Consider the following 26,006-nt stretch of genomic DNA (forward strand, 5'->3'; position numbering starts at 1 on the left):
CAACAAAAAAGGGGCCCCGACCGGGCCCCTTTTTCTATCTGTTGCGGCTGTCGGTCAGCCGTCGATGTTGTCGATGATCTCGATTGCCTTGCCGGCGCTTACGCGTCGGACTTCGGCCTCCTCGCGGCGGCCTGAGAACAGTTCGGTCGCCATCAACTGATCGGCGAGGTCGGCCGGCAGCGAGAGGATGACGCGGGCGTCTTCCGTGTGAATGCCGCCGAGCGCCGAACGCTTCGCCGTGATCATGCCACCGGCCACCGTGTTGTTGGTGTCCGGATCGATCAGGATGAAGGCGCCGGTGGTGCGGTTCTGCTCGTAGGTGTCGAAGATCGCCTGCTCGTCGAAGGCGAGATGCACCTTGCCGATGGCGTTCATCGGCAGTTGCTCCGCATGGTTCCACTTGCCGGTCTTGAGGTCGAGCTGGCTGATGGGCTGGACCTGGACGCGCTGGCGGCGGCTGCCGCTCTTCAGCCAGTAGCGCTTGCCCGGCTGGATGCCTTCCGGCTGCAGGGCAACGAGCTGTGCGTCGAAGGCAAGGCCGGTCAGCGGCTGGCTGTCGATCGCCACGATCATGTCGCCGCGCGACACGTCGACCTGCCGGTCGAGCACGAGCGTGATCGCGTCACCGGCAACGGCGGCGTTACGCACGAGGTCGAAGGTGACGATCTTGGTCACGTTGGCGACCATCCCGGAGGGCAGGATGACGACGCTGTCGCCGGGCTTCACCGAACCGCCGGCAACCGTGCCCTGATAGCCGCGGAAGCTTTCTCCCGGGCGTGAAACGCGCTGTACCGGCAGGCGGAAACCGACGGTCTGGGCCGAGCGCGTCGTTGCCAGTTCCAGCACCTCGATCAGCGTCGGGCCTTCGTACCACGGCATGGAGGCGCTGCCGTCATAGACGACGTTTTCGCCCTTCAGTGCCGAGACCGGAATGGCCGTGACCTGGCGCACGCCGAGCGACAGCGCCAATTCCTTGAATTCGTGGCTGATCTGCTCGAAGCGGGCGCGGTCGTAGTCGGTCAGGTCGATCTTGTTGACCGCCAGCACGAACTGCTTGATGCCCATCAGCGTCGCGATCGTCGCATGCCGGCGGGTCTGCTCGAGCAGACCGACACGGGCGTCGACGAGCAGCACGGCGAGGTCGGCGGTCGAGGCGCCGGTTGCCATGTTGCGGGTATATTGCTCGTGGCCGGGCGTGTCGGCGACGATGAAGGAGCGCTTGTCGGTCGAGAAATAGCGATAGGCGACATCAATGGTGATGCCCTGTTCGCGCTCGGCCTGCAGGCCGTCGAGCAGTAGCGCGAAGTCGGGCAGGCCGAGATCGTTCTGCTTGCCGTTGGAATCGCGCTGCAGCGTCGCCGCCTGGTCTTCCTTGACCGCCTTGGTGTCCCAGAGCAGGCGGCCGATCAGCGTCGACTTGCCGTCGTCGACCGAGCCGCAGGTGATCAGGCGAAGCGGGCGGCTGTCACGGGTGGCGCGCACCGACTCCTGCGCCGGGAAGGCGAGGACTTCGCCGGCAGCAACGTCCTGAACGGCATTCGCGGTTGCGGGTGCAGTCATCAGAAATATCCTTCGCGTTTCTTCTTTTCCATCGAGCCGGACTGGTCGCGGTCGATGGCGCGGCCCTGGCGTTCGGAAACGGTCGCGGTTTCGAGTTCGGAGATGATGTCGTCGAGCGTCGTGGCGTTCGAGCGGATGGCGCCGGTCAGCGGGAAGCAACCGAGCGTGCGGAAGCGGATCACTTCTTCGCGCCTGGTCTCGCCCGGCAGCAGTTCGAGGCGCGGATCCTCGGCAAGGATCATCATGCCGTCGCGTTCGACGATGGGGCGCTTCTCGGCGAAATAAAGCGGTACGATCGGAATGTCCTCGGCCTGGATGTAGCGCCAGATGTCGACTTCCGTCCAGTTGGACAGCGGGAAGGCGCGCACGCTTTCACCCTTGCGGATCATGCCGTTGTAGACGTTCCAGAGTTCCGGACGCTGGTTGCGTGGATCCCAGCGATGGTCAGGCGTGCGGAACGAATAGATGCGCTCCTTGGCGCGGCTCGCCTCCTCGTCGCGCCGCGCGCCGCCGAAGGCCGCATCGAACTGGCCGGCGTCGAGCGCCTGGCGCAGCGCCTCGGTCTTCATGATGTCGGTATAGAGCGCCGAACCGTGGCTGAACGGCGTGACGTTCTCGGCAGCACCCCGCGGGTTGATATGCTCGATCAGATCGAGATCGTAGCGCTCGACGATCTCGTCGCGAAACGCGATCATCTCGGCGAACTTCCAGCCGGTGTTGACGTGCAACAGCGGGAAGGGCACGCGGCCAGGATAGAAGGCCTTGCGCGCCAGATGTAAGAGCACCGAGGAATCCTTGCCGATCGAATAGAGCATCACCGGGCGCTCGAACTCGGCCGCCACTTCGCGGAAGATGTGGATCGCCTCGTTTTCCAGCGCCTTCAGATGCGGGTCGAGCGGCGGCTTGGTGCTCTGCGGGTTATGCAGTTCCGTTTCCGGATGGATATGGGGCATTTCAGTCTCCGGGAGGATTTGTCTTCAGAAGAGCGCGCCAGCCTCAGGCGGCGCTGCTCGAATTCGGGATGATGGAACTTGCGGCGGCTTCCGGAACGTGCAGACCACATTCGCGCTTCTCGTCGTTTTCCCACCACCAGCGACCGGCGCGCTCCGGCTCGCCAGGCTTGATGGCGCGGGTGCAGGGCTCGCAGCCGATCGACGGATAGCCGCGCGCGTGCAACGGGTTCACCGGAACGGCATTGGCGGCGACGTATGCGCGAATGGTCTCGATGTCCCAGTCTGCCAGCGGGTTGACCTTGATGAGGCCACGATCGATATCGGCTTCTGCGAACGGGGTCAACGCGCGATTGCCGGACTGGCCGCGGCGCAGGCCGGTGATCCAGAAGGTTGCCCCTTCGAGCGCGCGCGCAAGCGGCTTCAGCTTGCGCACGTCACAACAGGCATGCCGGGCTTCGACGCTCTCGTAGAAGCCGTTAAGGCCGTAACGCGCCGCATAGGCGTCGATGTCGGCCTGCTCCGGATGATAGCGCTTGATCAGGATGCCGTAAGTTTCTTCGGTCTTGTCGATGAGGGCGACCGTCTCGTTGAACAGGCGACCAGTCTCCAGCGTTGCGACATCGACGGAAAGCTTGTCGTTGCCGATGACCGCCGTGATCACCTGATCCTCAATGCCGAGCGAGGTCGTGAAAACCGCACGCCTTTCAAGGCTCGCGACAAGCGCCAGCCGCCCGGCGAGATCCAGGCCTTCGAGCGCCTCGTTCAGTGCCTTGGCGGTGGTTTCGAGGGATGACGTGGTCATGGCTGCGTCCTGTTCCAACTTGATCGGAATATCGCAGCCCAATGCGGCAATGGACAGAAATAGCGGTTTCTAATGCTCTTTGTTTGGAGCAAATCTGCCTCTCAGAACGAAAGGCAGCGAAAAACCGAATATAGACTAGTAAATTACTAGATTTTATACTTTAATTGCGGCCATGGAGCCGTGTAACGAGAGAAGGCGCGCCCCAGGCGGTTCGTGCCTTCTCTGCACCGACCGTCAGAATTCGGCCCAGCCGTCCTGCTTGCGGCTGCCCAGTGCCGCGATAGGCGCTGGCGAGGCTGCGGCTCAAGGTGGCGCCGGTCGCGGTGCTCGGCCCGTTCCTTGCTCAGGCAGCAGTCATTGGCCTCGTGCTGGCCGTCGCCACCGGCCTTTGCCTCTTCAGTGCCAGGCCTTACGCCTATCTCGCCAATCCGGCATTCCTGACCAAGCTCGCGTTTCTGGTGCTTCGGCACGTTAAACGCGCTTTCGGTTCGCATGAGCCTTGGCCGGTCTGCCGCCATCGCAGGCGGAACAATCGCTGCGCCTGCGTGTGCAGGCGCTGGCCTCCTTCACCCTATGGCTCGGTGCGTTGCTCGCCGGCCGCTGGATCGGCTTCGTCGGATAGCCGTCCGAAGCAATTCCAGTGACAAGGCTTCCGTCCGGAATTGCGCCTCCTCGATAAGCTGGATCACCTCAACTCGGTGAGCCGGCGAAGTGACCTAGCGGTCGCTGACCTGCCAACGCGGGTTGATCCACGGCTCCTGGTTGGAACGGGCGAGCGGCTGCTTTCCGAGAATGTGGTCGGCCGCCTTTTCGCCCGTCATGATCGAAGGGCTGTTGAGATTGCCATAGGTCACGTGCGGGAAGATCGAGCTGTCGGCGACGCGCAGGCCATCGACGCCGATGACGCGGGTTTCCGGATCGACGACTGCCATCGGATCGTCCTTCGCGCCCATCCGGCAAGTGCCGCAGGGATGATAGGCGCTTTCCAGGTGCTCGCGCAGGAACGCGTCGATCTCTTCGTCCGACTGCACGTTCTCGCCCGGCTGGATCTCCGGACCGCGATAGTGGTCGAAGGCCTTCTGGCTGAAGATCTCGCGGGTCAGGCGCACGCAGTGGCGGAACTTCTCCCAGTCCTCCGGGTGGCTCATATAGTTGAAGCGGATGACCGGATCGGCCATCGGGTCGGAGGAGCGCAGCGAGACGTTGCCGCGCGACTTCGAGAGGTTGTAGCCCACATGGACCTGGAAGCCGTGCGTATTGGCGGCGGCCTTGCCGTCATAGCTGATCGCCACCGGCAGGAAGTGGTACTGAATGTCCGGTTGCTTGACGCCGGGGGCGGAGCGCAGGAAGGCGCAGGCCTCGAACTGGTTGGAAATGCCAAGGCCCTTCTTGAAGAACAGCCACTGCGCACCGGCGACGCCCTGCCAGAACCAGGGCAGCCAGGAATAGAGCGACACCGGCTTGGTCGAGACCTGCTGGAAATAGAACTCCATATGGTCCTGCAGGTTCTGCCCGACGCCCGGCCGGTCGACCTTCACCTCGATGCCCATGTCCTTGAGGTGCTCGGCCGGGCCGATGCCCGAGAGCATCAGCAGTTTCGGCGAGTTGAACGAGGACGCTGAGACGACGACTTCGCGGTTCGCCTTCACGACCTCGATCTTGCCGCCGCGTTCGATCTCGACGCCGGTCGCCCGGCCGTTCTCAAGGATGATCCGGCGAGCGAAGCAGCGCACCAGCGAGACGTTCTGCCGCTTCATCGCCGGCTTCAGATAGGCATTTGCCGCCGACCAGCGCCGGCCCTGCCAGACGGTCTGCTCCATCAGCCCGAAGCCTTCCTGCTTCGAGCCGTTATAATCGTCGGTGAGCTCGAAGCCCGCCTGCTCTCCGGCCTTGATGAAGGCGTGGAACAGCGGATTGTGCACCGGCCCGCGCTTGACGTGCAGCGGCCCGTCGGTGCCGCGCCAGCCGGCTTCGCCACCATGTGAATGCTCCATGCGCTTGAAGTAGGGCAGCACGTCCGCATAGGCCCAGCCGCGCGCGCCGAGCTCCTCCCAGCGGTTGAAGTCTTCCGCGTGGCCGCGCACATAGACGAGACCGTTGATCGAGGACGAGCCGCCGATCACCTTGCCGCGCGGCGCAGTGATGCGCCGGTTGTTGAGGTTCGGCTCGGGCTCGGAGAGATAGCCCCAATTGTAGCGCTTCATGCTCATCGGCCAGGCAAGCGCCGCCGGCATCTGGATAAAGGGGCCCATGTCCGATCCGCCGAATTCCAGCACCATGACGGTATTCTTGCCGTCTTCGGAAAGGCGATAGGCGAGCGCCGAGCCGGCGGAGCCGGAGCCGATGATGATGTAATCTGCCTGCATAAGCGTGGTCTTTCTTCTAGCTGAATGCCCCTCGGCATGCCCGTCATCCGCGCGGGTGATGGGATGCGCCCCTCATCCGCCTGCCGGCACCTTCTCCCCGCTTGCGGGGAGAAGGCTAGGGTGAGGGCAAACCCCAATCTCAATACGGCGACTGCACCGGCCCCATGCCGACATAGACGGTCTTCAGCTCGCTGTAGTGGTTGAGCGCGGCGACCGAATTCTCACGGCCGAAGCCGGACTGCTTCGAACCGCCGAAGGGGATCTCCACCGGGCAGAGATTGTAGGTGTTGATCCACAGCGTGCCGGCCTCGAGCTGATCGACGACGCGGTGCGCGCGGGTGATATCGGCGGTGAAGACGCCTGCCGAAAGGCCGAATTCGGTCGCATTGGCTCGCGCGATCACCTCGGCTTCGTCGTCGAAGTCGAGCACGCACATCACGGGCCCGAAGATCTCCTCGCGGGCGATCGTCATGTCGTCGGTGACATCGGCAAAGACCGTCGGCTGGATATAGGTGCCGTCTGCGTTGACGGCATTCGGAATGCCGCCGCCAGTCACGAGCCGCGCGCCTTCGGCCTTGCCCTTCTCGATATAGGAAAAGACCTTGTCGCGCTGCGGCATGGAAACCATCGGCCCGAGCTGCGTTGCCTCATCCATCGGGTCGCCGATGACGATCGCCTCGGTGCGGGCTTTGAGCCGCGTCAGGAACTGCTCCTTGATGCCCTTCTGGACGAAGACGCGGGTGCCGTTGGAGCAGACCTGCCCGGTCGAATAGAAATTGCCGAGCATGGCGCCGCCGATGGCGCTTTCGAGATCGGCATCGTCGAAGACGATCAGCGGCGACTTGCCTCCGAGTTCCATGGTGACGTGCTTGAGCTCGGCAGCGGCGGCACCGGCAACCTTCTTGCCGGTCGGCACCGAGCCGGTCAGCGACACCTTGGCGACGTCAGGATGGTTGACGAGCAGCGGACCGGTCGTGCGATCGCCCTGGATGACGTTGTAGAGTCCCTTCGGCAGGCCGGCTTCGATCAGGATTTCAGCGATCTTCAGGGCGCCGAGCGGGGTATTCTCCGAAGGTTTGAAGACCATGGAATTGCCGGCAGCCAGCGCCGGTGCGCCCTTCCAGCAGGCGATCTGCTGCGGATAGTTCCAGGCGCCGATGCCGACGCAGACGCCGAGCGGCACGCGCTTGGTATAGGCAAAGTCGCCGCCGAGCGGGATATAATCACCGTTGAGCGCGGTGGCGATGACACCGCCGAAGAATTCGAAGCTGTCGGCGCCCGATGTCGGATCGGCGACGATCGTCTCCTGGATCGGCTTGCCGGTGTCTAACGTCTCAAGCTCGGAGAGCTCGCGGTTGCGCTCGCGCATGATCTCGGCCGCGCGCTTAAGGATTCGGCCGCGGGCCGTCGGGCTCATCGCCGCCCATTCCGGCTGGGCGCGCTTGGCCGCGGCGATCGCCTTCTCGACGATCGCGGGCGTTGCCGCATGGAGGCGCGCGATCACTTCGCCGGTCGCCGGATAGATGCTCTCGATGACGGTGCCGGCGATGTCCTCGACATATTCGCCGTCGATGAAATGCGAGGCTTGCGGTTGGGCTTTCATCTCATTCTCCTCGCGGATAGCGTTTGGATTCCTCGAGATTGTCGAGGTTCATATGGTTGCGCATATAGCGCTCGGATGCTTTCTGCAGCGGCTGGTGATCCCAGGGGTAATAGGCGCCGTTGCGGAGGGCCTCGTAGACGACCCAGCGCCGCGCCTGGCTTTCGCGCACGGCCGCATCGAAGGCTTCCATGTCCCAATGGGCGGCGCACATGTCGCGGAACGCCTGCAGCGTCGCCGCCTGCACCGGCGTTTCCGGATTGGCGGCGAGATTCTTGAGTTCCAGCGGATCCGCATCGAGATCGTAGAGCTGATCGGTATCGAGCGCGCAGTGGACGTATTTCCACTTGCCTTCGCGGATGGCGACGAGCGGCGCATAGGACGCTTCCGCTGCATATTCCATCAACACCGGTTCCGAGCGTTCCTCGCCGTTGATCATGGGCACGAGGCTGATGCCGTCGGTCCAGGGCTTGACCTCATCCAGCGAAATGCCGGCGAGATCGGCAAGCGTCGGCGTTACGTCGAGATTTGAGGTCGGCGCCAGGTGCAGGCCCGGGGGGACGCCCGGACCGGCGACCATCAGCGGCACGCGGGCCGAGCCCTCGAAAAAGTTCATCTTGAACCACAGGCCGCGCTCGCCGAGCATGTCGCCGTGATCCGAGCAGAAAAGGATCAGCGTGTCGTCAAGCATGCGGGTGCGCGTCAGCGTGTCCAAGAGTTCGCCGACCTTCTCGTCGAGATAGGAGATGTTGGCGAAGTAGGCCCTGCGCGAACGGCGGATATTGTCTTCCGTCAGGTCGAAATTGCCGTAGTCGCAGGAATGCATGATGCGCCTGGAATGCGGATCCTGCTGGTGCTCCGGCAGCATGCCGACCTCGGGCAGCAGATGTTCGCAGTCCTCGTAGAGGTCCCAGAACTTCTTCCGCGCGACATACGGATCGTGCGGGTGGGTGAAGGAGACGGTCAGGCACCAGGGGCGGCGGTCCGCATCGTCGTTCTCGCGCGAGAGCTGGTAGAGCTTCTGGTTGGCGAGGAAGGCGACCTCGTCGTCATACTCCATCTGATTGGTGATCTCGGCTACGCCGGCGCCGGTGACCGAGCCGAGATTGTGGTACCACCAGTCAATGCGCTCGCCCGGCTTGCGATAGTCCGGCGTCCAGCCGAAATCGGCCGGGTAGATGTCGGTCGTCAGCCGTTCCTCGAAGCCGTGCAACTGGTCCGGGCCGACGAAGTGCATCTTGCCGGAAAGCGCCGTGTAGTAGCCGGCGCGGCGCAGGTGATGCGCATAGGTCGGGATCGAGGACTGGTACTCGGCGGCATTGTCATAGACGCGGGTGCGGCTCGGCAATTGCCCGGCCATGAAGGAAGCGCGGGCAGGCGCACAGAGCGGCGACGAGGTGTAGTTGTTGCGGAAGCGGGCCGAGCGGGCGGCGAGCGCGTTCAGGTTCGGCGCATGCAGGAACGCGGCCGGTCCATCCGGAAAGAATTTTCCGTTCAACTGGTCGGCCATGATGATCAGGATGTTCGGTCTTGCGGTCATGCGGCCGTTCCCTGGTGATTGGGGCCGTGTTGAGCGAGCCCCCGGCGATTGAGCCGATCGATGTGCGAGGTGACGTAGTCTTCGGTAAGCGCGATCGAGGCTTCGATGCTGATCGGCGCGGAGTGCAGACTCTGGCGGATATAAAGTCCGTCGATCATCGCAGCAGCGCCTTCGGCGATGCGTTCCGCGTCATCATCGGTACAAAGCGCCTTGAGGCTCGCCATCAGATTGGAGCGCAGGCGCCGGGCATAGACGACGAGCAGCCGCCGCACCTCTTCCGACCTTTGCGCCTCCGAATAGAAGGCGAGCCATGCGGCGATGGTGTCGGGGGCGAACTGGCTTGCCTGGAAGGAGACGCGGATGAGCGCGCTCAGCCTTTCGCGCGGGCCCGCCACCGTGCGAAGCGCCGTCACCGTGTCGTCGCGCAACTGCCTTAATAGGCTTCGGATCGTCTCGATCAGCAATTGTTCCTTGCTGCCGAAATAGTGGTGGGCGAGGGCAGGGGAGACGCCGGCATGGCGGGCGATCTCGGACATGGTCACGGTCAGCGTGCCCTGGTCGCCGATCACGCGAAGTGCTGCGTCCACCAGCGCCTTGCGGCGCACCGGCTCCATTCCGACCTTCGGCATCCTTCTCTCCCCTGACGTTGGTAAGTTTATTTTTGATTGACTCATCAATCAATAAAAATCTTCGGTGTTTTTGCTTTCCTTTTCCGAAGAAATCCGGCTCAATCCTCCCGGTAGCGATCCTGCGCTCATAAGAACTGGAGGTTGAAATGTCCCATGCGTTCGATCAGGCCGACAAGACAGCGATTGCCGGCAAATGGGGATGGTTCGTAGCACTCGGCGTGCTGTTGATCATGTGCGGTGGTCTCGCCTTCGGCAATCTGCTGATGGCCACCGTCGCTTCGGTCTACTATGTCGGGATCATCATGCTGGTCGGCGGGCTTTTCAATCTCGCCCACGCCTTCCAGGTCAAGGGCTGGGACAGCGTGCTCTACTGGAGCCTCAGCGGCGCCTGCTATACGATCGCCGGCCTCTTCGCCTTCATCAATCCCCTGCTCGCCTCGTCCTTCCTGACCTTCGTGATGGCGATCGCGCTGATCGTCGCCGGCTGCTTCCGCGTTTGGGTCGGTCTCAAGCTCCGGCCGGTGCAGGGCTGGGGCTGGGTGGCACTCGGCGGTCTGGTCACACTTGCGGCCGGCCTGATCATTGCTGCCGGCTGGCCGGTCAACAGCCTCTGGATCCTCGGCCTGTTCCTGGCCGTCGACCTCGTCATGCAGGGTCTGTCGCTGATCGCTTTCGGCGTGCTGGCGAAGGGCTGAGTCTAGCGCGTGGCACGGTTGTCGAGCAGCGCTTCGAGCAGCCGGAGCAGATCGGCGCGCAGATCGGCCAGGCCGTTTGCGGCGAGCGCCTCAAGGCCGATCAGCGCGCCGTAGAGCGCGCTGGCGCCACTGCGGCCGCCCTTTGCCGAAAATCCGCAAAGGCCGAGCAGATCGGCGATGTAGCCAAGGCGGCGTTCGTCGACTGATTTGAGGGTCATTGCGGCGACGGCGTCGAAGCGCGCCCATTCGCGCACGGCGCTGTCGGCAAGCAGCCCGCCATAGGGGAGGGTGCGGTCATCCGTCGCGGCGAGCACCAGGAGCCGCAAACGGTCTTCCGCCGGCAGTTGGGAGGCTTCGACCTCGGCGATGATGGCGTCGGTCGCTTCGCACGCCCAATGGGCAAGCATCTTTGCCTTCAAGTCCGCCACGTCCTTGAAATGCCAATAGAAAGAACCCTTGCTGACCTTCAGGTCACGGGCAATCGCCTCGGCGCGGATCGCCTGCACGCCGCCCGCCGTCAAAGCGCGGAACGCGGCCTTGATCCAGTCATCGCTCGTGAGGGTGTCTTTTGTCATCATGGCTTTCCATACGCCGCCGTATTGACCAACGCAACTTGGCGGCGTACATACGCTGCCGTATGGTGACGAGTGGAGATGAACTCATGAACGGATGGCTTCTGGTGGCGGGCGTTCTGTCCCTGGTGACTACGGGTATCCATCTCTTCGCCGGCGGGCCCGAGGTGCATGTGCCCTTGCTAGCAAGCAGCCCACCGCCGCTGCTGCAGACCTATGTCTCGCTTCTCTGGCACGCGACGAGCGCCATCCTCCTGATCAACAGTCTGGCGCTACTGTTTGCCGCCGCGAACGGGCGTTATCGCGTATCCCTGGCAGGTGCGGTGATCGCGCAATATCTCGCCTACGCGGCCCTCTTCATCAGCTATGGTTTGGCTTATCTCGGCTCTCTCTGGACCACGCCGCAATGGTTGGCCTTCGCCGCCATGGCCGCACTCGCGGCGATCGGCGCGCGGCCGGGCAGAAGGCCTCCATCAACCACGGCCGCCTGAGGCGGCTTCCACAAACAGGCGAAAAGAGGTACCTGCCATGTTGACGGCGATCTCGATCCTGCTTTTCCTCGTTCTTGCCGGTATCGCCGGGCTGCACGCCTATTGGGCACTGGGCGGGCTTTGGCCCTGTCACGACGAGGCATCGCTGGTGCGCACAGTGGTCGGGACAAAACATCGCTCGGTGATGCCGCCGGTCTGGCTGACGTTCGTCGTTGCCGCGCTCATTTTCGCCGCAGCGCTTGTGCCGTTGTTCGTCACACCCATCTTGAAGGGGGCGTTGCCGCCGATGTTGGCCTATAGCGGCCTTGCCGTGCTTGCGGCCATCTTTGTCGTCCGCGGGGTGTTGGCTTTCACGACGGCCTTTCACCGACGCCACGGCACCGAACCCTTCGCGACGCTCGACCGCCGCATTTACGGTCCCCTCTGCCTGGTTATCGGTACCGGATACCTGGCGCTGCTTGCTCTCGCCTGACCCGATCCCGGTCGAGGATCGATATCCGGGCGGACGTTGACCCATGGCAGCAATCGCTCATGAAACTACTGATTTCATTAGAGTGTTTTGATTTGTTTTGGGCGATTGCGGCTGTCGCATAGCTTTCATCAAAGCTTCATAATGGGGAAAGACTTCGTTGACTCTTGGGAGCCATGCTGCCGGTGTCCGATCGTCCGTTCTTAAGCCTCTGGAGCCCGGCATGTCCGCCGCCCCCGCCGAAATCCTCTCGCTGCGCCGGTTCGGCGACGACCAGATCGTCACGCTCGCCAAGCTGGTGATCGAGAGCGCCTTCCAGCCGATCGCAGAAGCCGCGACCGGCACCGTCTTCGGTTACGAATCCCTGATGCGCGGCTTCCACAAGCTGGGCTTTGCCTCGCCATTGGAGCTGCTCGACAAGGCGGAAGAGGCGGGGCAGCTTCTGGCGTTGGAGCACATGATCAACAGCCGCGCCGTCGCCGGCTTCGCGACGCTTCCCGATCATTCCGCCCGTACGCTGTTTCTGAATTTCGACTCGCGCCTCGTCGGCGGCGAGGGCGATATCGTCGAGCGGCTCGTCAACCACTTGAAGCGCGCCAACATTGCCCCATCGTCGCTCTGCTTCGAGCTTTCCGAGCGTTTCGACGGCGGCAAGATGCCGGATTTTTCCGCACTCGTGCGCGACCTCAGGCTTGCCGGCTTCAAGCTCGCCATTGACGATTTCGGCGCGGGTTTCAACGGGTTGAAGCTGCTCTGCGACCAGCCCGTCGACTATGTAAAGATCGACCGGCATTTCATCTCCGGCATCGAAGCGGATGCCCGCAAGCGCCATCTCGTCCGCCATACCGTCAACACAGCCCACGTGCTCGGCACGCGGGTCATCGCCGAGGGCGTCGAGACGGAGGCGGAGTTCCTCACCTGCCGCGATCTCGGCTGCGACCTCGTGCAGGGCTATTACGTCGCCCGGCCGACGACACATCTCAGCGAGCTTCTGCCGGCCTATCCGCATCTCGATCAGAGCGTGAGCGGCAGACGCTCCTCGTCCTCGCTTGACGGCATCCTGATCCGCAAGCAGATCGAGCAGCTCCCGACGGTGCGCGAAAGCGACGAGCTCGATTCCGTCTTCGATCTCTTCCGGCGGAACCCGCGCCAGGGTTTTTTCCCGGTGCTCAACGCCAATGGCGAACCGCGCGGCATCCTGCACGAATATCACGTCAAGGAGCTGATCTATCACCCCTTCGGCCGCGATCTCCTGAAGAACAGGATCTACCAGCGGCGGATCTCGCATTTCGTCAGCCCGGCGCCGATCGCCGATCTCGATACGCCCGCGGACGAGATGCTGAAGATCTTTGCCGGCATGGACGGCAGCGATTGTCTGATTCTGACGGAGAACATGCGCTATGCCGGCACGCTCTCGGCTTCGTCGCTTCTGAAGATCATCAACGAAAAGCAGCTGAAGATGGCGCAGGAGCAGAATCCGTTGACGGGGCTTCCCGGCAACCGCGCCATCCGCGACTACGTCCAGGACGCGATCCTCGACGGCGATCAGGCGCGTTACTTTTGCTATTGCGACTTCGACGACTTCAAACCCTTCAACGACACCTACGGTTTCCAGAAAGGCGATCTCGCGATCACGCTCTTCGCCGCGCTCTTGCGCCGGCACTTCATCGGCGAGGAAAAGTTCCTCGGCCATGTCGGCGGCGATGATTTCTTCGTCGGCGTCAGCGGCTGTACGGTCGAGGAACTGGAGGCGGTGCTGAACCGCCTGCTCGATGACTTCCGTTCCGACGTGCGCCAGCTCTATTCGCCGGAGCATCAGGCGGAAGGGTGCATCAGCGGCTATGGCCGCGACGGCTCGCCGAAGGAATTTCCGCTGATGCGCTGCTCGATCGCGGTGCTCGGGCTGCCGGAAGGCTTCGTCTTTTCCGACGCCCAGGTCGTCAGCGCCCGTATCGCCGAAATCAAGTCCCGCGCCAAGGCCAGCGAAGCCGGGCTCGTCATGGACGCGATCGGCGGTTGAAGCTTAAACAAAGAACCGTTCAGGTCGCCTTAGCGGGCAGGCGGTGGGCGAGATAGTCACGCATCTGCGCGAGCGCTACGTCGCGCGTCAGCCCGCCTGATTGCAAACCGAGCCGCAGCCATAGCCCATCGATCAGCGAGGTGATGCCGAGCGCCGCGGCCTCGCATTCGTCTGGCGGCAGGAGATGCGCCAGGGCGGAGAGAAGGTTCGAGCGCATACGGGCGTGAATGACCTTCTGGATGCGGGCGAACTGCGGCTCGCGTGGCACCTCCGCGCAGAGCGAAAGCCAGGCGTGGCAGACCGAGGGCTGGAAGAAGCGGTCTTCGAAATTCGCCTCGATGATTGCCTCTAGCCGCTCGCGGGGCGTGCGCGCCCGGTTCAGCCGTTCGACTACCGCTTCCTTCAGCGCGGCATTCGCCTCGCGCATCGCATGTTCGAAGAGCTCCTGCTTGTTGGCGAAATAATGCAGCACGATGCCTTTGGAGGCGCCGGCATGCATTGCCACCTTCTCCAGCGTCGCGCCGGCCATGCCCTCTTTTTGCAGCACCTCGAAGGCAGCCCGGCGCAGCTCGCGCCGCCTGATCTCGCTTATCTTTGTCAGTCGCATAGGCCTCTCCAAACGATTCTCACATTGACAAACTTTCCGGAAAGATCAATTGTTGACCCATGGGTCAATTTTTAGTCCCCAGGGACAATACGGAGGATGCGATGCCAGGCATGAAACTTTTGATGTCCACCGTTGCGCTCATTGCCGCCGCCAGCCCGGTCCTTGCCGGCGACCCCGAAGCCTGTCGACGCGTGCGGCTCGCAGAGCCCGGGTGGAACGACCTGGCCTTCACCACGGGCGTGGGGCTGACGGTGCTGAAGGCGCTTGGCTATGAGCCGGAGAGCAAGCTGCTCGGCATCGATGTCATCTACACCAGCCTGCGTAGCGGCGATCTCGACGTCTTTCTCGGCTATTGGGATCCGGCGATGGTGAGCTATTACAAGCCCTACAAGGACGACGGTTCGGTTGAGACCGTGCGCACCAACCTCAAGGGCGCGAAATATACATTCGCCGTGCCCGATTATGTCTGGGACGCTGGCGTCAAGGACTTCGCCGACCTGAAGACCTTCGCCGACAGGTTCGAGAAGAAGATGTACGGCATCGAGCCGGGCTCCAATCAGCTGATGCTCGATGCGATCAAGGATCCGAGTCTCGGTCTCGATGGCTGGGAAGTGGTCGAATCGAGCGAACAGGGGATGTTGGCGGAGGTCACCCGCCGCGTTCGCGGCAAATCTTTCGTCGTGTTTCAGGGCTGGGCGCCACATCCGATGAACACGGCGCTCTCGATCAAGTATCTGACCGGCGGCGACAAGTTCTACGGGCCGGATTTTGGCGCGGCGACCGTTTCGACCCAGGTGCGCAAAGGCTACCTGCAGGAGTGCCCGAACGTGGCGAAACTCCTCAACAATCTGGTGTTCGACGTCGACTTCGAGAACCGCGGCATGGGGTACCTGATGAACGATGGGCTGGCGCCGGATGAGGCCGGGCAAAAGGCGATCAAGGAGGAACCGCAGCGGCTCGACGCCTGGCTCGCCGGCGTGACGACATTCGATGGGCAGCCGGGTTCTGCCGCGGTCAAGGCCGCGCTCGGGCTGTGACCGGCATCGACCAACAGCACTGGGCTTCACTGAAGAGGCGGCTCGAACTGCCTGGCGGGCGTCAGTTCGCCTATGTCGATCAGGGCGAAGGTCCGGTGCTGTTGCTTCTGCACGGCTATTCTGACAGCAGTCGCAGTTTCTCGCTAATTGTGCCCCATCTGCCCGGCCGTCGCCTCATCATTCCCGATCTTGCCGGACACGGCGCCTCGCACGCGGGGCAGGGGGCGACTGTTGCCGATTTCGCTCGGGACCTCGATTGCCTGGCAGGCCGGCTGGCGCTAAACGACGTCGTTGTCGTCGGCCATTCCATGGGGGCGATGACAGCAATCGCCTTTGCCGCCCTGCGGCCGGATCTGGTCCGCGCGCTCGTCCTGCTGTCCGGCACCCTGCAACCCGGGCTCGACGCGACCAATCCGACGGCGCAGGCGATCCGCGCGCTGAAGGATCCGCTTCATCGGGACAATGCATTCTTCGACAGCTGGCACGCCTGCAGCCGTCCGGTCGATGGCGAATTTCTGGGTTACATGCGCGACGAGGCCGCGGACATACCGACCCGAATGTGGCGCACCATCCTAGACGGCCTTGCAGCCACGGACCTGCGCGCCAGTGCGCGGCAACTGCGGATGCCGGTGCTTGCGATCGCCGGCAGCGAGGATCCGCTTTTCGATGCCGGGCATCGCCAGCAGCTTGCCGCCACCCTCGGCTCGGCCCGCTCGATCACGCTGGACGGACACGGCCACAACCCGCATTGGGAGAGCCCCGTCCTTGTGGCCGAACACATACTCGCCTTTGTCGGCTGAAGGCAGCTCTATCGATTCGAAGGAAGTTCTTTCCGCGACGCATTGCCGGCGCTAGATGTGGCACATCAGCGAGCATGAGGTGATGCCATGTCCCTTCCGTCAGAAATGAATTTCGTCGATCTTCCGGCTCCGGGCGGACCGGAAAACATGGTCCTGAAGAAGGGGCCGTTGCCTGACGTCAAGCCCGGCGATATCCTCGTTAAGGTGGAGGCGGCCGGCATCAACCGTCCCGATGTGTTGCAACGCAAGGGCGACTATCCGCCGCCGCCGGGCGCAAGCCCGATCCTCGGGCTCGAAGTGGCGGGCGAGATCGTGGCGTTGGGCGAGGGAGCCGAGGGCTTTCGGATCGGCGACAAGGTCTGCGCGCTCGCCAATGGCGGCGGCTATGCGGAATATGCGGCAGTGCCCGCGACCCAGGCGCTCGCCTGGCCGAAGGGCTATGACGCGGTGAAGGCGGCCGCCCTGCCGGAAACATTCTTCACCGTCTGGGCCAATGTCTTCGACATGGCCGGCCTTAAGGCGGGCGAGACGATCCTCGTCCATGGTGGCTCGAGCGGCATCGGCACGACGGCGATCCAACTCGCCAAGGCCTTTGGTGCCGAGGTTCTCGTCACCGCCGGCAGCGCCGAGAAATGCCGGGCCTGCGAGGCGCTGGGTGCCAAGCGCGCGATCAACTATCGCGACGAGGACTTCAAGGTCGTCGCGCTCGAGGAAACAGGCGGACGCGGCGTCGACGTCATCCTTGACATGGTTGGCGGGCGCTACTTCGATCGTAACATTGCATCGCTTGCGAAAGACGGACGCCTGTCGATCATCGCCTTCCTCGGCGGCGCCAAGGTCGAAGGGGCGAACATCGCGCCGATCCTGACGAAACGGCTCCATGTCATGGGCTCGGCCCTTCGCCCGCGCACGGCGGCGGAGAAGCAGGCGATCCGCGACGGCCTTAGGGAGAAGGTCTGGCCGCTGCTGGAGGCGGGCAAGGTTGCGCCGATCATCCATTCGGTCCTGCCCTTCAGCGCGGTTTCCGACAGCCATCGCCAGATGGAGGGCGGCGACCATATCGGCAAGATCATCATGTCCCTGTGATCGGAACGGTCATCAGGCCCCTGTGATCGCGCCGATCATCAGGTTCATGTGATCGCGAGGATTGCGGCGATCTCCGACTATCGTCGGTCTTGTAATTGGAGACGGATCGCTTACCTTCAATTCATCAGCAACGAACAGAAAGGAAGGTGGTCCAATGTCTAATGAGATTTCGGTCTTGGTGAAGGGCATGGGAGAGGTGAACACGTCGAGGCAGCCCTCGGCCTGATCCCCGCCTTCCTTCGGGCCTAAAGCCCGGGCCACTCACTTGGCCAGAACTCATGGAAGGGTCGCCTCGGGCGGCCCTTTTCCATTTCCGGCATTCCGCTTCCGGGCCTCCAGATATGGCGAAGCTTGCAGATCAGACCCCGAAACGCCCAAGTGCCGGGATCTTGATGCCAGGTCTGGCAAAATCGAAACCGGCGACGAGGCCGAAGAAATGTAGCTCGAGGCCGCTGCGCGCCCCGGCCGAAATGCCGGCCACACCATAAAGCGTTGCGTGCATGTCGCGGCCATCGGCATCGATCTGGAACAGTTTGCCCTCGGGCAGATAATCCCTGCCGACGGCGTCGGGCGGCAGCACCGCGCCGAGTTCCGGCACGGAGCGCAACACATGGGCGACGAACGTGTTGGAGTTCGGGCCTGGCCAGATTCGGTAGCCGCCGGGCGAGGCATAGGGATAGCCGGCGATGGCCGCCTCGATTTTCGGGATCAGTCGGCTGGCTTCGGTGCCGGTCACGGAGACGACCAGCCGCGGTTCGTTGGAATACCAGCGGGCGTCAGGCAGATAGGCGTTCTGGCGGATCGGCTTGCCCCAACCGACCTTGTCGTAGCGATTGTAGGAGGCGGCGCCCTGTTCCTTAGTCACGATCCACGCGTGGCTGGCAACAGCGCCCTTCATGCCGCCGGTCGTTGCCGAGAAGACGTAGACGGCCGCATCGGCGCTTTCCGCGGCCTTTGGCAGGATGCCGGCCGAGGACCAATCGGCATCGCGCCAGCTTTGCGGCCGATCCTGCATGTACCACCAGCCGGCCGAGGCCAGCGCCGGCAACAGGTAGATGACCAGAAAGAGGGCGGCGAGCCTGCGGGCGAATTTCATGAAAACTCCGTTTCCTGTCGCTGGAATCCTGTTAAATGCACGGAGCAATTTCGGATATTTGAGGGCAAGGCATGTCGAATCCCGTTCTCGTCGAAGTCACCCGTGGAAGCCTCGTCGAAAGCCGCCATCGCGGCCTCGTGATCGCCGTCGATGGCGACGGCCGCACCGTCTTTTCGCTCGGCGATACCGACACCGCCGTCTTCCCGCGCTCGGCCTGCAAGGCAATGCAGGCGCTGCCATTGATGGAAAGCGGCGCCGCTGACACCTACGGCTTCGGCAACAGGGAACTGGCGCTTGCCTGTTCGTCGCATTCCGGTGAGCCGGAGCATGTGGAGCTTGCCGCCAAGATGCTCGCGGCCGCCGGCCGTGATGTCTCGGCGCTCGAATGCGGCGCCCATTGGTCGTCCGACCAGAAGACGCTGATCGCCCAGGCCCGCAGCCTCGTTGCGCCGACCGCGCTTCACAACAATTGCTCCGGCAAACACGCGGGCTTCATCTGCGCCTGCTGCCATTCGGGCACCGAAGTAAAGGGCTATGTCGGCTACGACCATCCGCTGCAGCGGGAAATCCGTGGCACGATGGAAAGCCTGACGGGTGCGATCCTCGCCAAGGACAATTGCGGCGTCGATGGCTGCTCGATCCCGACCTATGCCGTGCCGCTCAAGGGATTGGCGCACGGCTTTGCGAAGATGGCGACCGGCGCCGGTCTCGCGCCGGAGCGTGCGCGCGCCTCCAAGCGGCTGATCGACGCCTGCATGGCCGAGCCCTTTTTCGTTGCCGGCACCAAGCGTGCTTGCACGCGGCTCATGAAAACGGCGCCCGGCCGCATCTTCGCCAAGACCGGCGCCGAGGGTGTCTTCTGCGCAGCCATTCCGGAGAAGGGCATTGCGATTGCCTTGAAATGCGAGGACGGCACGACGCGGGCGGCAGAGGCCATGGTTGCGGCAACGCTTGCCCGCTTCTTCCGCGACGAGCCGGAGCTGCATGCGGCCCTGATGGCGCAGGCCAATCACTCGATGCGGAACTGGAACGGCATCCATGTCGGCGATGTCAGGGTGACTGAGGCTTTCGCCGCCTGAGATGTTGGAGCCGAGGACCTCGGCTCCTGCGTCTGCGAGCGTCCCGGTCGGGTCAATCCGTCGGCGACATCAGGCTCTGATCACCGCGATGTTCGCGTCGTCATAGGGCGCGAACACCCCTTTCTCGATTTCCTCAGCCACGATGAAGCCGGCCAGATCGGCGATCCCAGCCACGCGGTGTGGCGAGACCGCGCCGAATTTCTCAGGCGTCGCGAGCACATAGGTATCTGCGGCCTGCTTTAGGACCGTGCGCTTGACGGCCGCCTCTTCGAAGTCGCCGGTCGAGACGCCATGGACGGGATGAATGGCGGTGACGCCGAGAAAGAACAGGTCGACCCGAATGTCGGCGATGGCGGCCAAGGGGGCCGCTCCCGTAGCAACCATCGAATGCTTGTAGAGCCGACCGCCGACGAGGATCACTTCGGCTTCGTGGCGTTCGAGCTCGGCGGCGATTGTCGGGGCGTGGGTGACCACGGTCAGCCGCATCTCCCGTGGCAGTGCCCGCGCGATTTCCGCATTGCTCGTACCGCCGTCGAGAAAGATCGTCTGGCCCGCCTCGATCATCGCCGCGGCCTTGCGCCCAAGCCGACGTTTGACGTCGCCGGCGATCTCCTGCCGTGCCGTAAAGTTCGGTAGCGCCGGCACCAGCGGCAGCGCGCCGCCATGTACGCGCTTCAACAAACCTTCCGCGGCCATTTCGCGGAGATCGCGCCGGATCGTGTCTTCCGAGAGGTTCAACTCGTCCGCCAGACGCTTGGCGACGATCTCGCCGTCGCGCGTCAGGCGTGCCGAAATCAAAGCCCGTCTCTGTGTTGTCAGCATGAATGCCTCCTTGACTCTTCACGATATTGCACGAAATATCGTGAAATATCCAGAATGATCTGGATATTTCGTGCAAAAATGTGGAGAAAATCATGCTGATTTTGATCGCGGGCCCCTATCGCTCGGGAACGGGAGACGATCCGGACAAGATGGCCGCCAACCTGAGGCGGCTGGAAGAGCCGTCCTATGCGCTGTTTAAAGCCGGGCACGTGCCGATGATCGGTGAATGGGTGGCGCTGCCGGTGTGGAATGCGGCGGGCGGCGAGCGGGTCGGGGATGAGCTCTACGAGGAAATCTTCCACCCGGTGGCCGGACGCCTGCTGGCGCTTTGCGATGCTGTGCTGCGCTTGCCGGGTGACAGCAAGGGAGCCGACAACGATGTGCGCATTGCCCGCGAGCGCGGCATACCCGTCTACCATCGCCTGGAAGATGTGCCCGGTTGCGGCGAGGCGTTCGTTGCCTGACCGAAAACGGCCCGGCGGGAATAACCTGCCGGGCCGAGTATGTGGCTTCTGAACGCCTCCGCACGTCATCCTCGGGACCGATGCGCGGTTCAATCCTTCACGCCGCCCTCAAGCAGAGGGTGGATGTTCTAGCTGAGCTGCGGCATGACCGGGGAGGCGGGTCTACTCGTGCACGTGCGGCTCGGCGACGAAGGTCAGCGTGGCCGTCAGCCCCTTCTTGTCGGCTGCGGCGTTACCTTCGAGCGGAATCGCGTGGCTGACGGCGAGGATGTTGACGCCGGCATTGCGCAGCGTCACTTCTGCCTCACCATTCGCGTCCGTCTTTTCGGAGACGAGCTCGGGCAGTCCGGCGTAGTCCAGCGTGATTTCCTTGCCTTCGAGCGGCCTGCCGTCGAGCAGGAGGCGGACGCGAAATCTTTCACCGGGCTTCAGGCCGATGGGGTTGTCGAGAGCAACGATCTGCAGCGGCTGTGCCGGGAAGTCCGGCAGGCTGCCATGCGCATGCACCAGCGCGATGCTGTATTTGACGGAATGGCTCGCCTGCTTGGCGCCGGGAACTTCGTTCTTCGGCTTGTTCACCCATTTGCCGTCAGCGCCTTCACTCCAATAGCCGTTGTCGAACTCGAGAGCGACGATTGCGGGTTCGCCGCCGAGTTTCAGTGAGGCGTGGTTGTCGGCGGGCACGATCGTCACCGGCAGCGCCTTGCCGTCCTCGCCAAGCGCCAAGACCGATTTTACTTTGGCCGGATCATAGGCTTCGTCCGCCGGGCCGTGGCCGTAGATGACGGCGAGCGTTCCCCAACGTTCGCCGATCCATGCGCCATGGGAAAAGGCGGGTGTCGCAGCGGCGGCAAACAGGCTGGCGGCGATGAAGGTGGAAAAGAGCGTCTTCATAAGTAACTCCGAATAATGTTATAACGTAACAGTGACGTTCTATTGAAATCCGTTCCCGCTTGTCAATCCGGGTGACATCCGTTCTTCTGCGGGCCGCGCGCGGGGATAGGAGCGGAGAAAACCCGTTGGACTTCGCCCGAATTCGCTTCAATTCGCGAGTATTGATACTGTTTGCTCGGCTCGATCGACGCTAAGTCATCCGATCCACCTGACCGCAGAGGAGAGTTAAAGTGTTGAAATTGTTCTATGCACCGGGGACCTGCTCGTTGGCCTCGCATATCGCGCTGGAGGAGGCTGGTGCTGACTACGAGGCGCGCCGCGTCGATTTCTCGACCGCCGAACAGACCAAGCCCGATTATCTCGCGGTAAACCCGAAGGGCCGGGTGCCGGCGCTCTTGACCGGCCGCGGCGTCGTCACCGAAACGCCGGCGATCCTCACCTATATCGCTGAGACGCATCCGGCGGCGAACCTGGCGCCAAGGGGTGATGCGTTTGCTTTTGCCCAGCTGCAGTCGTTCATGAACTATCTATGCTCTACGGTGCATGTCGCCCATGCCCATGGTCGCCGTGGTGCGCGTTGGGCGGACGATCCCGCCGCGCACGAGGCGATGAAGGCCAAGGTCGCATCCAACATGACGGCCTGCTTCGAACTGATCGAGAACAGAATGTTCGAAGGGCCCTTCGTCATGGGCGAGGCCTATTCCATCGCCGATCCCTACCTTTTCACCATTGCCGGCTGGCTGGAAGCAGATGGCGTCGACCCCGCCCTTTTTCCGAAAGTGCTGGATCACCGCAATCGCATGACGGCGCGTCCGGCCGTTGCCCGGGTATTGGCGGCGGTCAAGCTCTGACAGGTCGCACAAAGGTGCGCGGCCGCTTTGTGCCGCGCTCTAGGCCGCGGGCGGCTCTGGTCACATCAGCATGTAGTTCTTCGGTTGCGGCAGGGGCGGAAGGTCGGCTTCTCCGAGCGCCTCGCGCAGGTTGATCTCGATCGTTTCGGCGAGTGCCACGATCGGCAGGTCGTTCGGCAGGACGCCGAACGGCTCCTCCAACTCGTCGCCAAGCGCGTCGAGGCCGAAGAACGTATAGGCAACCAGTGCGGTGACGAAGGGCGTCGCCCAGCCGAGCGCATCGGCAAAGCCGAAGGGCAGCAGGAAGCAGAAAAGATAGGCGGTGCGGTGCAGAAGCAGCGTATAGCCGAAGGGCACCGGCGTGTTGCGGATTCTTTCGCACGCAGCGAGCGTCGCCGACATCTTGCCGACCGTACCGTCCAGCAGTGTCCACTGAAAATCGCTGACCGTGCCGGAAGCACGCAGACCGGCAAGGTTGCGGCCCATCTCGCGCAACAGAAAATCCGGCGGATTGCGGCTCGCTGTGTAGCCGGGAACCAGATCGTCGGGCATCCGCGCGAGCGTCCTGGTGGCATGGTGGCCCGGCCGCAGGTGGCAGACCAGGGCGTGGGCAAACGCGATCGTCAGATTGAGCAGGCGCCGCCGCGCCGCTTTCCCCGATGTCTCGTCCGCCTCGTCCAGGATCAGCGTCTGGCGGGCAAGATCGCGTGACGTGAAGATCAGTTGCCCCCAATCCTTTCGCGCCTCCCACCAGCGGTCGTAGCAGGCATTGTTGCGAAAGCCGAGGAACACGGAAAGCGCGATACCGAGCAGTGCGAACGGGCCGCTGTTGACGCTCGGCACGATTTGCGGATCGAAGCGGTGTGCCCAGACGACGAAGGCGGAAAGTCCGAAGACGAACAATACCTGCGGAAATATCCGCTGAATTACCGATCCCCTGAGGATGAAGAACAGTTTCAGAAGGTTGGGGCGGTCGCGAACGATCATGGAAGAACACCTGTGCGGCTATCGTTTCCACCGGTATAGGCGCTGGCTCTGAAATGGAAGGCCGCATCATCCGATCGCGTCGCCTGCAGCATCGAGATTTTCGCCCCGGATGTCGACGGCAAAGGCTGCCTGATCGAAAAGGTCGGCGGGCAGGCTTGACACCGAAGGGTGCCGGCCGATGTCGCGCTCACGCGAAGAAGTGCCGATTTCAGCCGCCCAAGCCTGCAGAAAGCTTCTTCGGCGCCTTTTCCCGCCAGGCGGCAACCAGCCGCCCGGTCAGGCTTTCATCGTCGATCTCCGACAGTCGGACGAGCATGGCGGGCCAGCCCCTGTAGTGGTCCGTCTCGAAATAGAGCCGCGGATCGAGTTCCAGCAGCATTTCTTTTTCCTCAAGCGCGCACATGACGACGAGCGTGTCGCCATCCTTCATGCGCGCGAAGCTCTTGTCCTTCACCAGCAGCGCCGGCGTGCCGTAGGAGGTGCCGACCGAAACCTCCGGCAGGCCGGCGGCTTCCGCCAGCTTGACGATGCGCGCGAAATTGCGGTCGAGGTCCTCGGTCATCCCGTCAGCCTATCACAAGGCCCTTCTTGTTTGTCACCGGCCCCCGGCCTGCAGGCAGTCGCCGGCGCATTCGGCCGCGCGGGGCCAGGGCCAGCCGGGGAAGGGCAGATCACCGAGTTCGCGTTCGTCCATGCGCTCGAGATCCGGGTGCTGCAGCGGGTCCCGCGCCCAGGCCAGTGGCGTATCCTGCTTCCGATTTTCCGAAGTGGCGAATGCGGTCAACATCGAGAGAAGCTTCAACATGGCGGACCATCCTTTCGATCGTTGGATGATCTGCCTGTCCCGCTCTCTTTTCAATTGAGAATGGTACCGAACGAGTTTAGAAAAACTATATGAGAGATCTGAATGCCGTCCATCTGAACGGACTGCGCGCCGTCGAAGCTGCCGGTCGTCTGGGCTCGCTCGCCGCAGCGGCAGAGGAACTCGGCGTGACCTCCGGCGCCGTCAGCCAGCAGATCGCCAAGGCGGAGGTCCAGCTCGGCCGCGTCCTGTTCGAGCGAACGTCGCGGGGCCTCGTCCCGACCGACTTTGGCCAGCGGTTCCTCGCACGCCTCAGCAACGCCTTTCAGGAGCTGGCGGAGGCGGTGGCTTCGGCGCGGCGGCGCGACGAGTCCGTGTTGACGATCTCGGTGGCGCCGGTCTTTGCCGCCCGCTGGCTGGTTTATCGGCTCAACCGTTTCGCCGAGCGCCACCCCGACATTCGCCTGCGCATCGATGCCACGACGAAGCTCGTCAATCTCGACACGTCCGATGTGGATGTCGGCATCCGTGTCGGCTCGGGCGAATGGACTGGCGTGAAATCCGAACTGCTGTTGCAGCAGGAGGTCTTTCCCGTCTGCTCGCCGTCCATGGCGGAGAATCTGCGCATACCTGCAGATATTCTAAAGCTCCCTGCCGTGATCGACGGTCACTCGATGTTCAGCTGGGAGGTGTGGCTTCGCGAAGTCGGCCTCTCCGGCGCCGAAATGAGCGTGCGCCACACGTTTAACGAGGCGTCGCTGGTGCTCGACGCGGCGATCTCGGGGCAGGGGGTCATGCTCGCCTGGCAGACGCTGGCCGGTTTCGCGATCAGCCAGGGCAGTCTGGTCGTGCCCTTCGGCATTCGTGTCGAGACGGGCTACGGCCACTATTTCGTCAGCTCGCCATCCCGGCGGGAAAGCAAAGCCGCAGCCGCCTTCAAGCGCTGGGTTCGTGACGAGGTGGAAGAGGGCATGCGCCTGCTCGATCTCAGGGCGCCGCGTGTTCGCTTTGACGCAGCGACCATGACTTGACGATACCCGGAGAGCCGTCGAGCCGTTCCCGGCGGCCTATTCCGCTTCCGCCAGGCGCACGTCCATCATCGCCTTGAACGCTGACCGGTCATGGCAACGGGCAAGCCAGGCGGCCACGCGCGGATATCTCGCGAAAAGCTGCTTCTGGCTCATGGTGTAGCGGAAGACCTCTGCGAGATTAAGATCGGCCACGGTGAAGCGATCGCCGACCAGATAGTCGCGTCCATCGAGGTGGGTCTCCATGCGGGCAAATACCTTACCGAGCGCCTTGGCGCATCTCGCGATCGTTGCCTTGCCTTCATCCGTTTCTTCGTTGCCGTAGTCGTAGGTCAGGACGATCTGCACGGCATGCGGTTCCACCTCGGTCGCCGCCCACATCGTCCAGTTGCCCATCAGTCCTTCTTCACGGATATCGGCCGGCGCCAGCGGGCCGCCATATTTGCGCGCGAGATAGAGATTGTTGGCAAGCGATTCCGTCAGCACGACGCCGTCATCGTCGATCGCCGGGATCAGCCCCATCGGGTTGACGGCGAGGAAGGCCGGCGACTTGGTGTTGATGGGCGCATCGGCGGCAAGCGGATCGGCGACCCGGCGCGCCTGGATGACCGGCACGGACTTGAAGGCGATGCCGAGCTCCCGCGCCATCCAATAGTTGCGCGATGCGCGCGAGCGATAGACCCCGTAGATCGTCAGCATGTCGAACTCCTCCCGTCGTTGTCGTGCCCCTGTCTTAGGCAAGCGCGCGGGAGGGCG

General features: G+C 63.2%; 27 protein-coding genes. 11 read left to right on the forward strand and 16 right to left on the reverse strand.

Translation table 11 applies throughout. The features are described from left to right. Positions 1-54: 54 nt before the first annotated feature. The 7 genes from cysN to betI (ACQ5BM_RS03590) all read right to left on the reverse strand — a co-directional run bounded on the left by cysN (position 55) and on the right by betI (ACQ5BM_RS03590) (position 9,450). Complete coding sequence (cysN, locus tag ACQ5BM_RS03560) at positions 55-1,560, reverse strand: sulfate adenylyltransferase subunit CysN (RefSeq protein WP_429807870.1); 1,506 nt, start codon at positions 1,558-1,560, stop codon at positions 55-57. Then, entirely contained in the window at positions 1,560-2,513 is a 954-nt protein-coding gene (gene cysD / locus ACQ5BM_RS03565) for a sulfate adenylyltransferase subunit CysD (RefSeq protein ID WP_429807873.1), read from the reverse strand. The genes cysN and cysD overlap by 1 nt, the downstream gene beginning before the upstream one ends. A 43-nt stretch (positions 2,514-2,556) precedes the next feature. Further along, on the reverse strand, positions 2,557-3,315 hold the full coding sequence (locus ACQ5BM_RS03570; RefSeq protein WP_429807876.1) for a phosphoadenylyl-sulfate reductase: 759 nt from the start codon (positions 3,313-3,315) through the stop codon (positions 2,557-2,559). A 716-nt stretch (positions 3,316-4,031) separates the two neighbouring features. Next, positions 4,032-5,681: a choline dehydrogenase gene (gene betA, locus ACQ5BM_RS03575; protein WP_429807878.1), complete on the reverse strand. Its 1,650-nt coding sequence runs from the start codon at positions 5,679-5,681 to the stop codon at positions 4,032-4,034. Positions 5,682-5,820: 139 nt separating this feature from the next. Next, positions 5,821-7,284, reverse strand: a complete 1,464-nt coding sequence (betB, locus tag ACQ5BM_RS03580; protein WP_429807881.1) for a betaine-aldehyde dehydrogenase — start codon at positions 7,282-7,284, stop codon at positions 5,821-5,823. 1 nt (position 7,285) lies between these two features. Then, on the reverse strand, positions 7,286-8,821 hold the full coding sequence (gene betC, locus ACQ5BM_RS03585) for a choline-sulfatase (RefSeq protein ID WP_429807884.1): 1,536 nt from the start codon (positions 8,819-8,821) through the stop codon (positions 7,286-7,288). Further along, positions 8,818-9,450 (reverse strand): transcriptional regulator BetI, encoded by a 633-nt coding sequence (gene betI / locus ACQ5BM_RS03590; protein ID WP_429807887.1) that lies wholly within the window; start codon positions 9,448-9,450, stop codon positions 8,818-8,820. The genes betC and betI (ACQ5BM_RS03590) overlap by 4 nt, the downstream gene beginning before the upstream one ends. 146 nt (positions 9,451-9,596) lie before the next feature. Here betI (ACQ5BM_RS03590) and ACQ5BM_RS03595 point away from each other — a divergent pair, with 146 nt between their 5' ends. Continuing rightward, positions 9,597-10,145 carry an HdeD family acid-resistance protein gene (locus ACQ5BM_RS03595; RefSeq protein ID WP_429807890.1) on the forward strand — a complete coding sequence of 183 codons (549 nt, stop codon included), beginning with the start codon at positions 9,597-9,599 and terminating at the stop codon, positions 10,143-10,145. A gap of 2 nt (positions 10,146-10,147) precedes the next feature. Here ACQ5BM_RS03595 and ACQ5BM_RS03600 read toward each other — a convergent pair whose 3' ends face one another. Then, positions 10,148-10,720: a TetR/AcrR family transcriptional regulator gene (locus tag ACQ5BM_RS03600; protein WP_429807893.1), complete on the reverse strand. Its 573-nt coding sequence runs from the start codon at positions 10,718-10,720 to the stop codon at positions 10,148-10,150. A gap of 86 nt (positions 10,721-10,806) precedes the next feature. Between ACQ5BM_RS03600 and ACQ5BM_RS03605 the strand changes: the two genes are divergently transcribed. The 3 genes from ACQ5BM_RS03605 to ACQ5BM_RS03615 all read left to right on the forward strand — a co-directional run bounded on the left by ACQ5BM_RS03605 (position 10,807) and on the right by ACQ5BM_RS03615 (position 13,697). Next, positions 10,807-11,208: a hypothetical protein gene (locus ACQ5BM_RS03605; RefSeq protein WP_429807896.1), complete on the forward strand. Its 402-nt coding sequence runs from the start codon at positions 10,807-10,809 to the stop codon at positions 11,206-11,208. Positions 11,209-11,245: 37 nt separating this feature from the next. Further along, positions 11,246-11,680 (forward strand): DUF3995 domain-containing protein, encoded by a 435-nt coding sequence (locus ACQ5BM_RS03610; protein ID WP_429807899.1) that lies wholly within the window; start codon positions 11,246-11,248, stop codon positions 11,678-11,680. A 220-nt stretch (positions 11,681-11,900) separates the two neighbouring features. Then, positions 11,901-13,697, forward strand: coding sequence for an EAL domain-containing protein (locus ACQ5BM_RS03615; RefSeq protein WP_429807901.1), 1,797 nt, complete (start codon positions 11,901-11,903; stop codon positions 13,695-13,697). A gap of 19 nt (positions 13,698-13,716) precedes the next feature. Here ACQ5BM_RS03615 and betI (ACQ5BM_RS03620) read toward each other — a convergent pair whose 3' ends face one another. Further along, on the reverse strand, positions 13,717-14,304 hold the full coding sequence (gene betI / locus ACQ5BM_RS03620; protein ID WP_429807903.1) for a choline-binding transcriptional repressor BetI: 588 nt from the start codon (positions 14,302-14,304) through the stop codon (positions 13,717-13,719). A gap of 122 nt (positions 14,305-14,426) precedes the next feature. On the opposite strand from betI (ACQ5BM_RS03620), the gene choX reads away from it, so the two are divergent. The 3 genes from choX to ACQ5BM_RS03635 all read left to right on the forward strand — a co-directional run bounded on the left by choX (position 14,427) and on the right by ACQ5BM_RS03635 (position 17,227). Further along, entirely contained in the window at positions 14,427-15,341 is a 915-nt protein-coding gene (choX, locus tag ACQ5BM_RS03625; RefSeq protein WP_429808918.1) for a choline ABC transporter substrate-binding protein, read from the forward strand. Then, positions 15,338-16,141, forward strand: coding sequence for an alpha/beta fold hydrolase (locus ACQ5BM_RS03630; RefSeq protein ID WP_429807906.1), 804 nt, complete (start codon positions 15,338-15,340; stop codon positions 16,139-16,141). Before choX ends, ACQ5BM_RS03630 begins: the two co-directional genes overlap by 4 nt. Positions 16,142-16,228: 87 nt before the next feature. Then, positions 16,229-17,227, forward strand: a complete 999-nt coding sequence (locus ACQ5BM_RS03635) for an NAD(P)H-quinone oxidoreductase (protein WP_429807909.1) — start codon at positions 16,229-16,231, stop codon at positions 17,225-17,227. Positions 17,228-17,585: 358 nt separating this feature from the next. Here the strand turns inward: ACQ5BM_RS03635 and ACQ5BM_RS03640 are convergent, their stop codons facing one another. Beyond that, the gene (locus ACQ5BM_RS03640) at positions 17,586-18,323 is read right to left on the reverse strand and encodes a DUF3750 domain-containing protein (protein ID WP_429807911.1); all 738 of its coding nucleotides are present in this window, start codon (positions 18,321-18,323) and stop codon (positions 17,586-17,588) included. Between the two features lie 71 nt (positions 18,324-18,394). Here ACQ5BM_RS03640 and ACQ5BM_RS03645 point away from each other — a divergent pair, with 71 nt between their 5' ends. Continuing rightward, positions 18,395-19,402 carry an asparaginase gene (locus ACQ5BM_RS03645; RefSeq protein WP_429807914.1) on the forward strand — a complete coding sequence of 336 codons (1,008 nt, stop codon included), beginning with the start codon at positions 18,395-18,397 and terminating at the stop codon, positions 19,400-19,402. 69 nt (positions 19,403-19,471) lie between these two features. On the opposite strand, the gene ACQ5BM_RS03650 is transcribed toward ACQ5BM_RS03645, so the two are convergent. Next, positions 19,472-20,224: a DeoR/GlpR family DNA-binding transcription regulator gene (locus ACQ5BM_RS03650; RefSeq protein WP_429807916.1), complete on the reverse strand. Its 753-nt coding sequence runs from the start codon at positions 20,222-20,224 to the stop codon at positions 19,472-19,474. Positions 20,225-20,316: 92 nt separating this feature from the next. Here ACQ5BM_RS03650 and ACQ5BM_RS03655 point away from each other — a divergent pair, with 92 nt between their 5' ends. Continuing rightward, the gene (locus tag ACQ5BM_RS03655; protein ID WP_429807918.1) at positions 20,317-20,688 is read left to right on the forward strand and encodes a DUF4406 domain-containing protein; all 372 of its coding nucleotides are present in this window, start codon (positions 20,317-20,319) and stop codon (positions 20,686-20,688) included. A 162-nt stretch (positions 20,689-20,850) separates the two neighbouring features. Here ACQ5BM_RS03655 and ACQ5BM_RS03660 read toward each other — a convergent pair whose 3' ends face one another. Continuing rightward, positions 20,851-21,582, reverse strand: coding sequence for a DUF4198 domain-containing protein (locus tag ACQ5BM_RS03660; RefSeq protein WP_429807921.1), 732 nt, complete (start codon positions 21,580-21,582; stop codon positions 20,851-20,853). Positions 21,583-21,812: 230 nt separating this feature from the next. Here ACQ5BM_RS03660 and ACQ5BM_RS03665 point away from each other — a divergent pair, with 230 nt between their 5' ends. Next, positions 21,813-22,433 (forward strand): glutathione S-transferase family protein, encoded by a 621-nt coding sequence (locus ACQ5BM_RS03665; RefSeq protein ID WP_429807924.1) that lies wholly within the window; start codon positions 21,813-21,815, stop codon positions 22,431-22,433. Positions 22,434-22,493: 60 nt separating this feature from the next. Here ACQ5BM_RS03665 and ACQ5BM_RS03670 read toward each other — a convergent pair whose 3' ends face one another. From ACQ5BM_RS03670 to ACQ5BM_RS03680, 3 genes are all read right to left on the reverse strand, one after another. Next, the gene (locus tag ACQ5BM_RS03670) at positions 22,494-23,420 is read right to left on the reverse strand and encodes a bestrophin family protein (protein WP_429807927.1); all 927 of its coding nucleotides are present in this window, start codon (positions 23,418-23,420) and stop codon (positions 22,494-22,496) included. A gap of 208 nt (positions 23,421-23,628) precedes the next feature. Further along, entirely contained in the window at positions 23,629-23,982 is a 354-nt protein-coding gene (locus ACQ5BM_RS03675; RefSeq protein WP_429807930.1) for an MmcQ/YjbR family DNA-binding protein, read from the reverse strand. Between the two features lie 33 nt (positions 23,983-24,015). After that, positions 24,016-24,225 carry a hypothetical protein gene (locus ACQ5BM_RS03680; RefSeq protein WP_429807933.1) on the reverse strand — a complete coding sequence of 70 codons (210 nt, stop codon included), beginning with the start codon at positions 24,223-24,225 and terminating at the stop codon, positions 24,016-24,018. Positions 24,226-24,314: 89 nt separating this feature from the next. On the opposite strand from ACQ5BM_RS03680, the gene ACQ5BM_RS03685 reads away from it, so the two are divergent. Continuing rightward, a complete protein-coding gene (locus tag ACQ5BM_RS03685; protein ID WP_429807935.1) occupies positions 24,315-25,253 on the forward strand; it encodes a LysR substrate-binding domain-containing protein in 939 nt (312 codons plus the stop codon). 36 nt (positions 25,254-25,289) lie between these two features. Here the strand turns inward: ACQ5BM_RS03685 and ACQ5BM_RS03690 are convergent, their stop codons facing one another. Then, positions 25,290-25,949 (reverse strand): glutathione S-transferase family protein, encoded by a 660-nt coding sequence (locus ACQ5BM_RS03690; protein ID WP_429807938.1) that lies wholly within the window; start codon positions 25,947-25,949, stop codon positions 25,290-25,292. Between the last annotated feature and the right edge of the window lie 57 nt (positions 25,950-26,006).

Origin of the sequence: Ensifer sp. B1-9, from assembly GCF_050474445.1 — a bacterium.
Taxonomy (GTDB): domain Bacteria; phylum Pseudomonadota; class Alphaproteobacteria; order Rhizobiales; family Rhizobiaceae; genus Ensifer.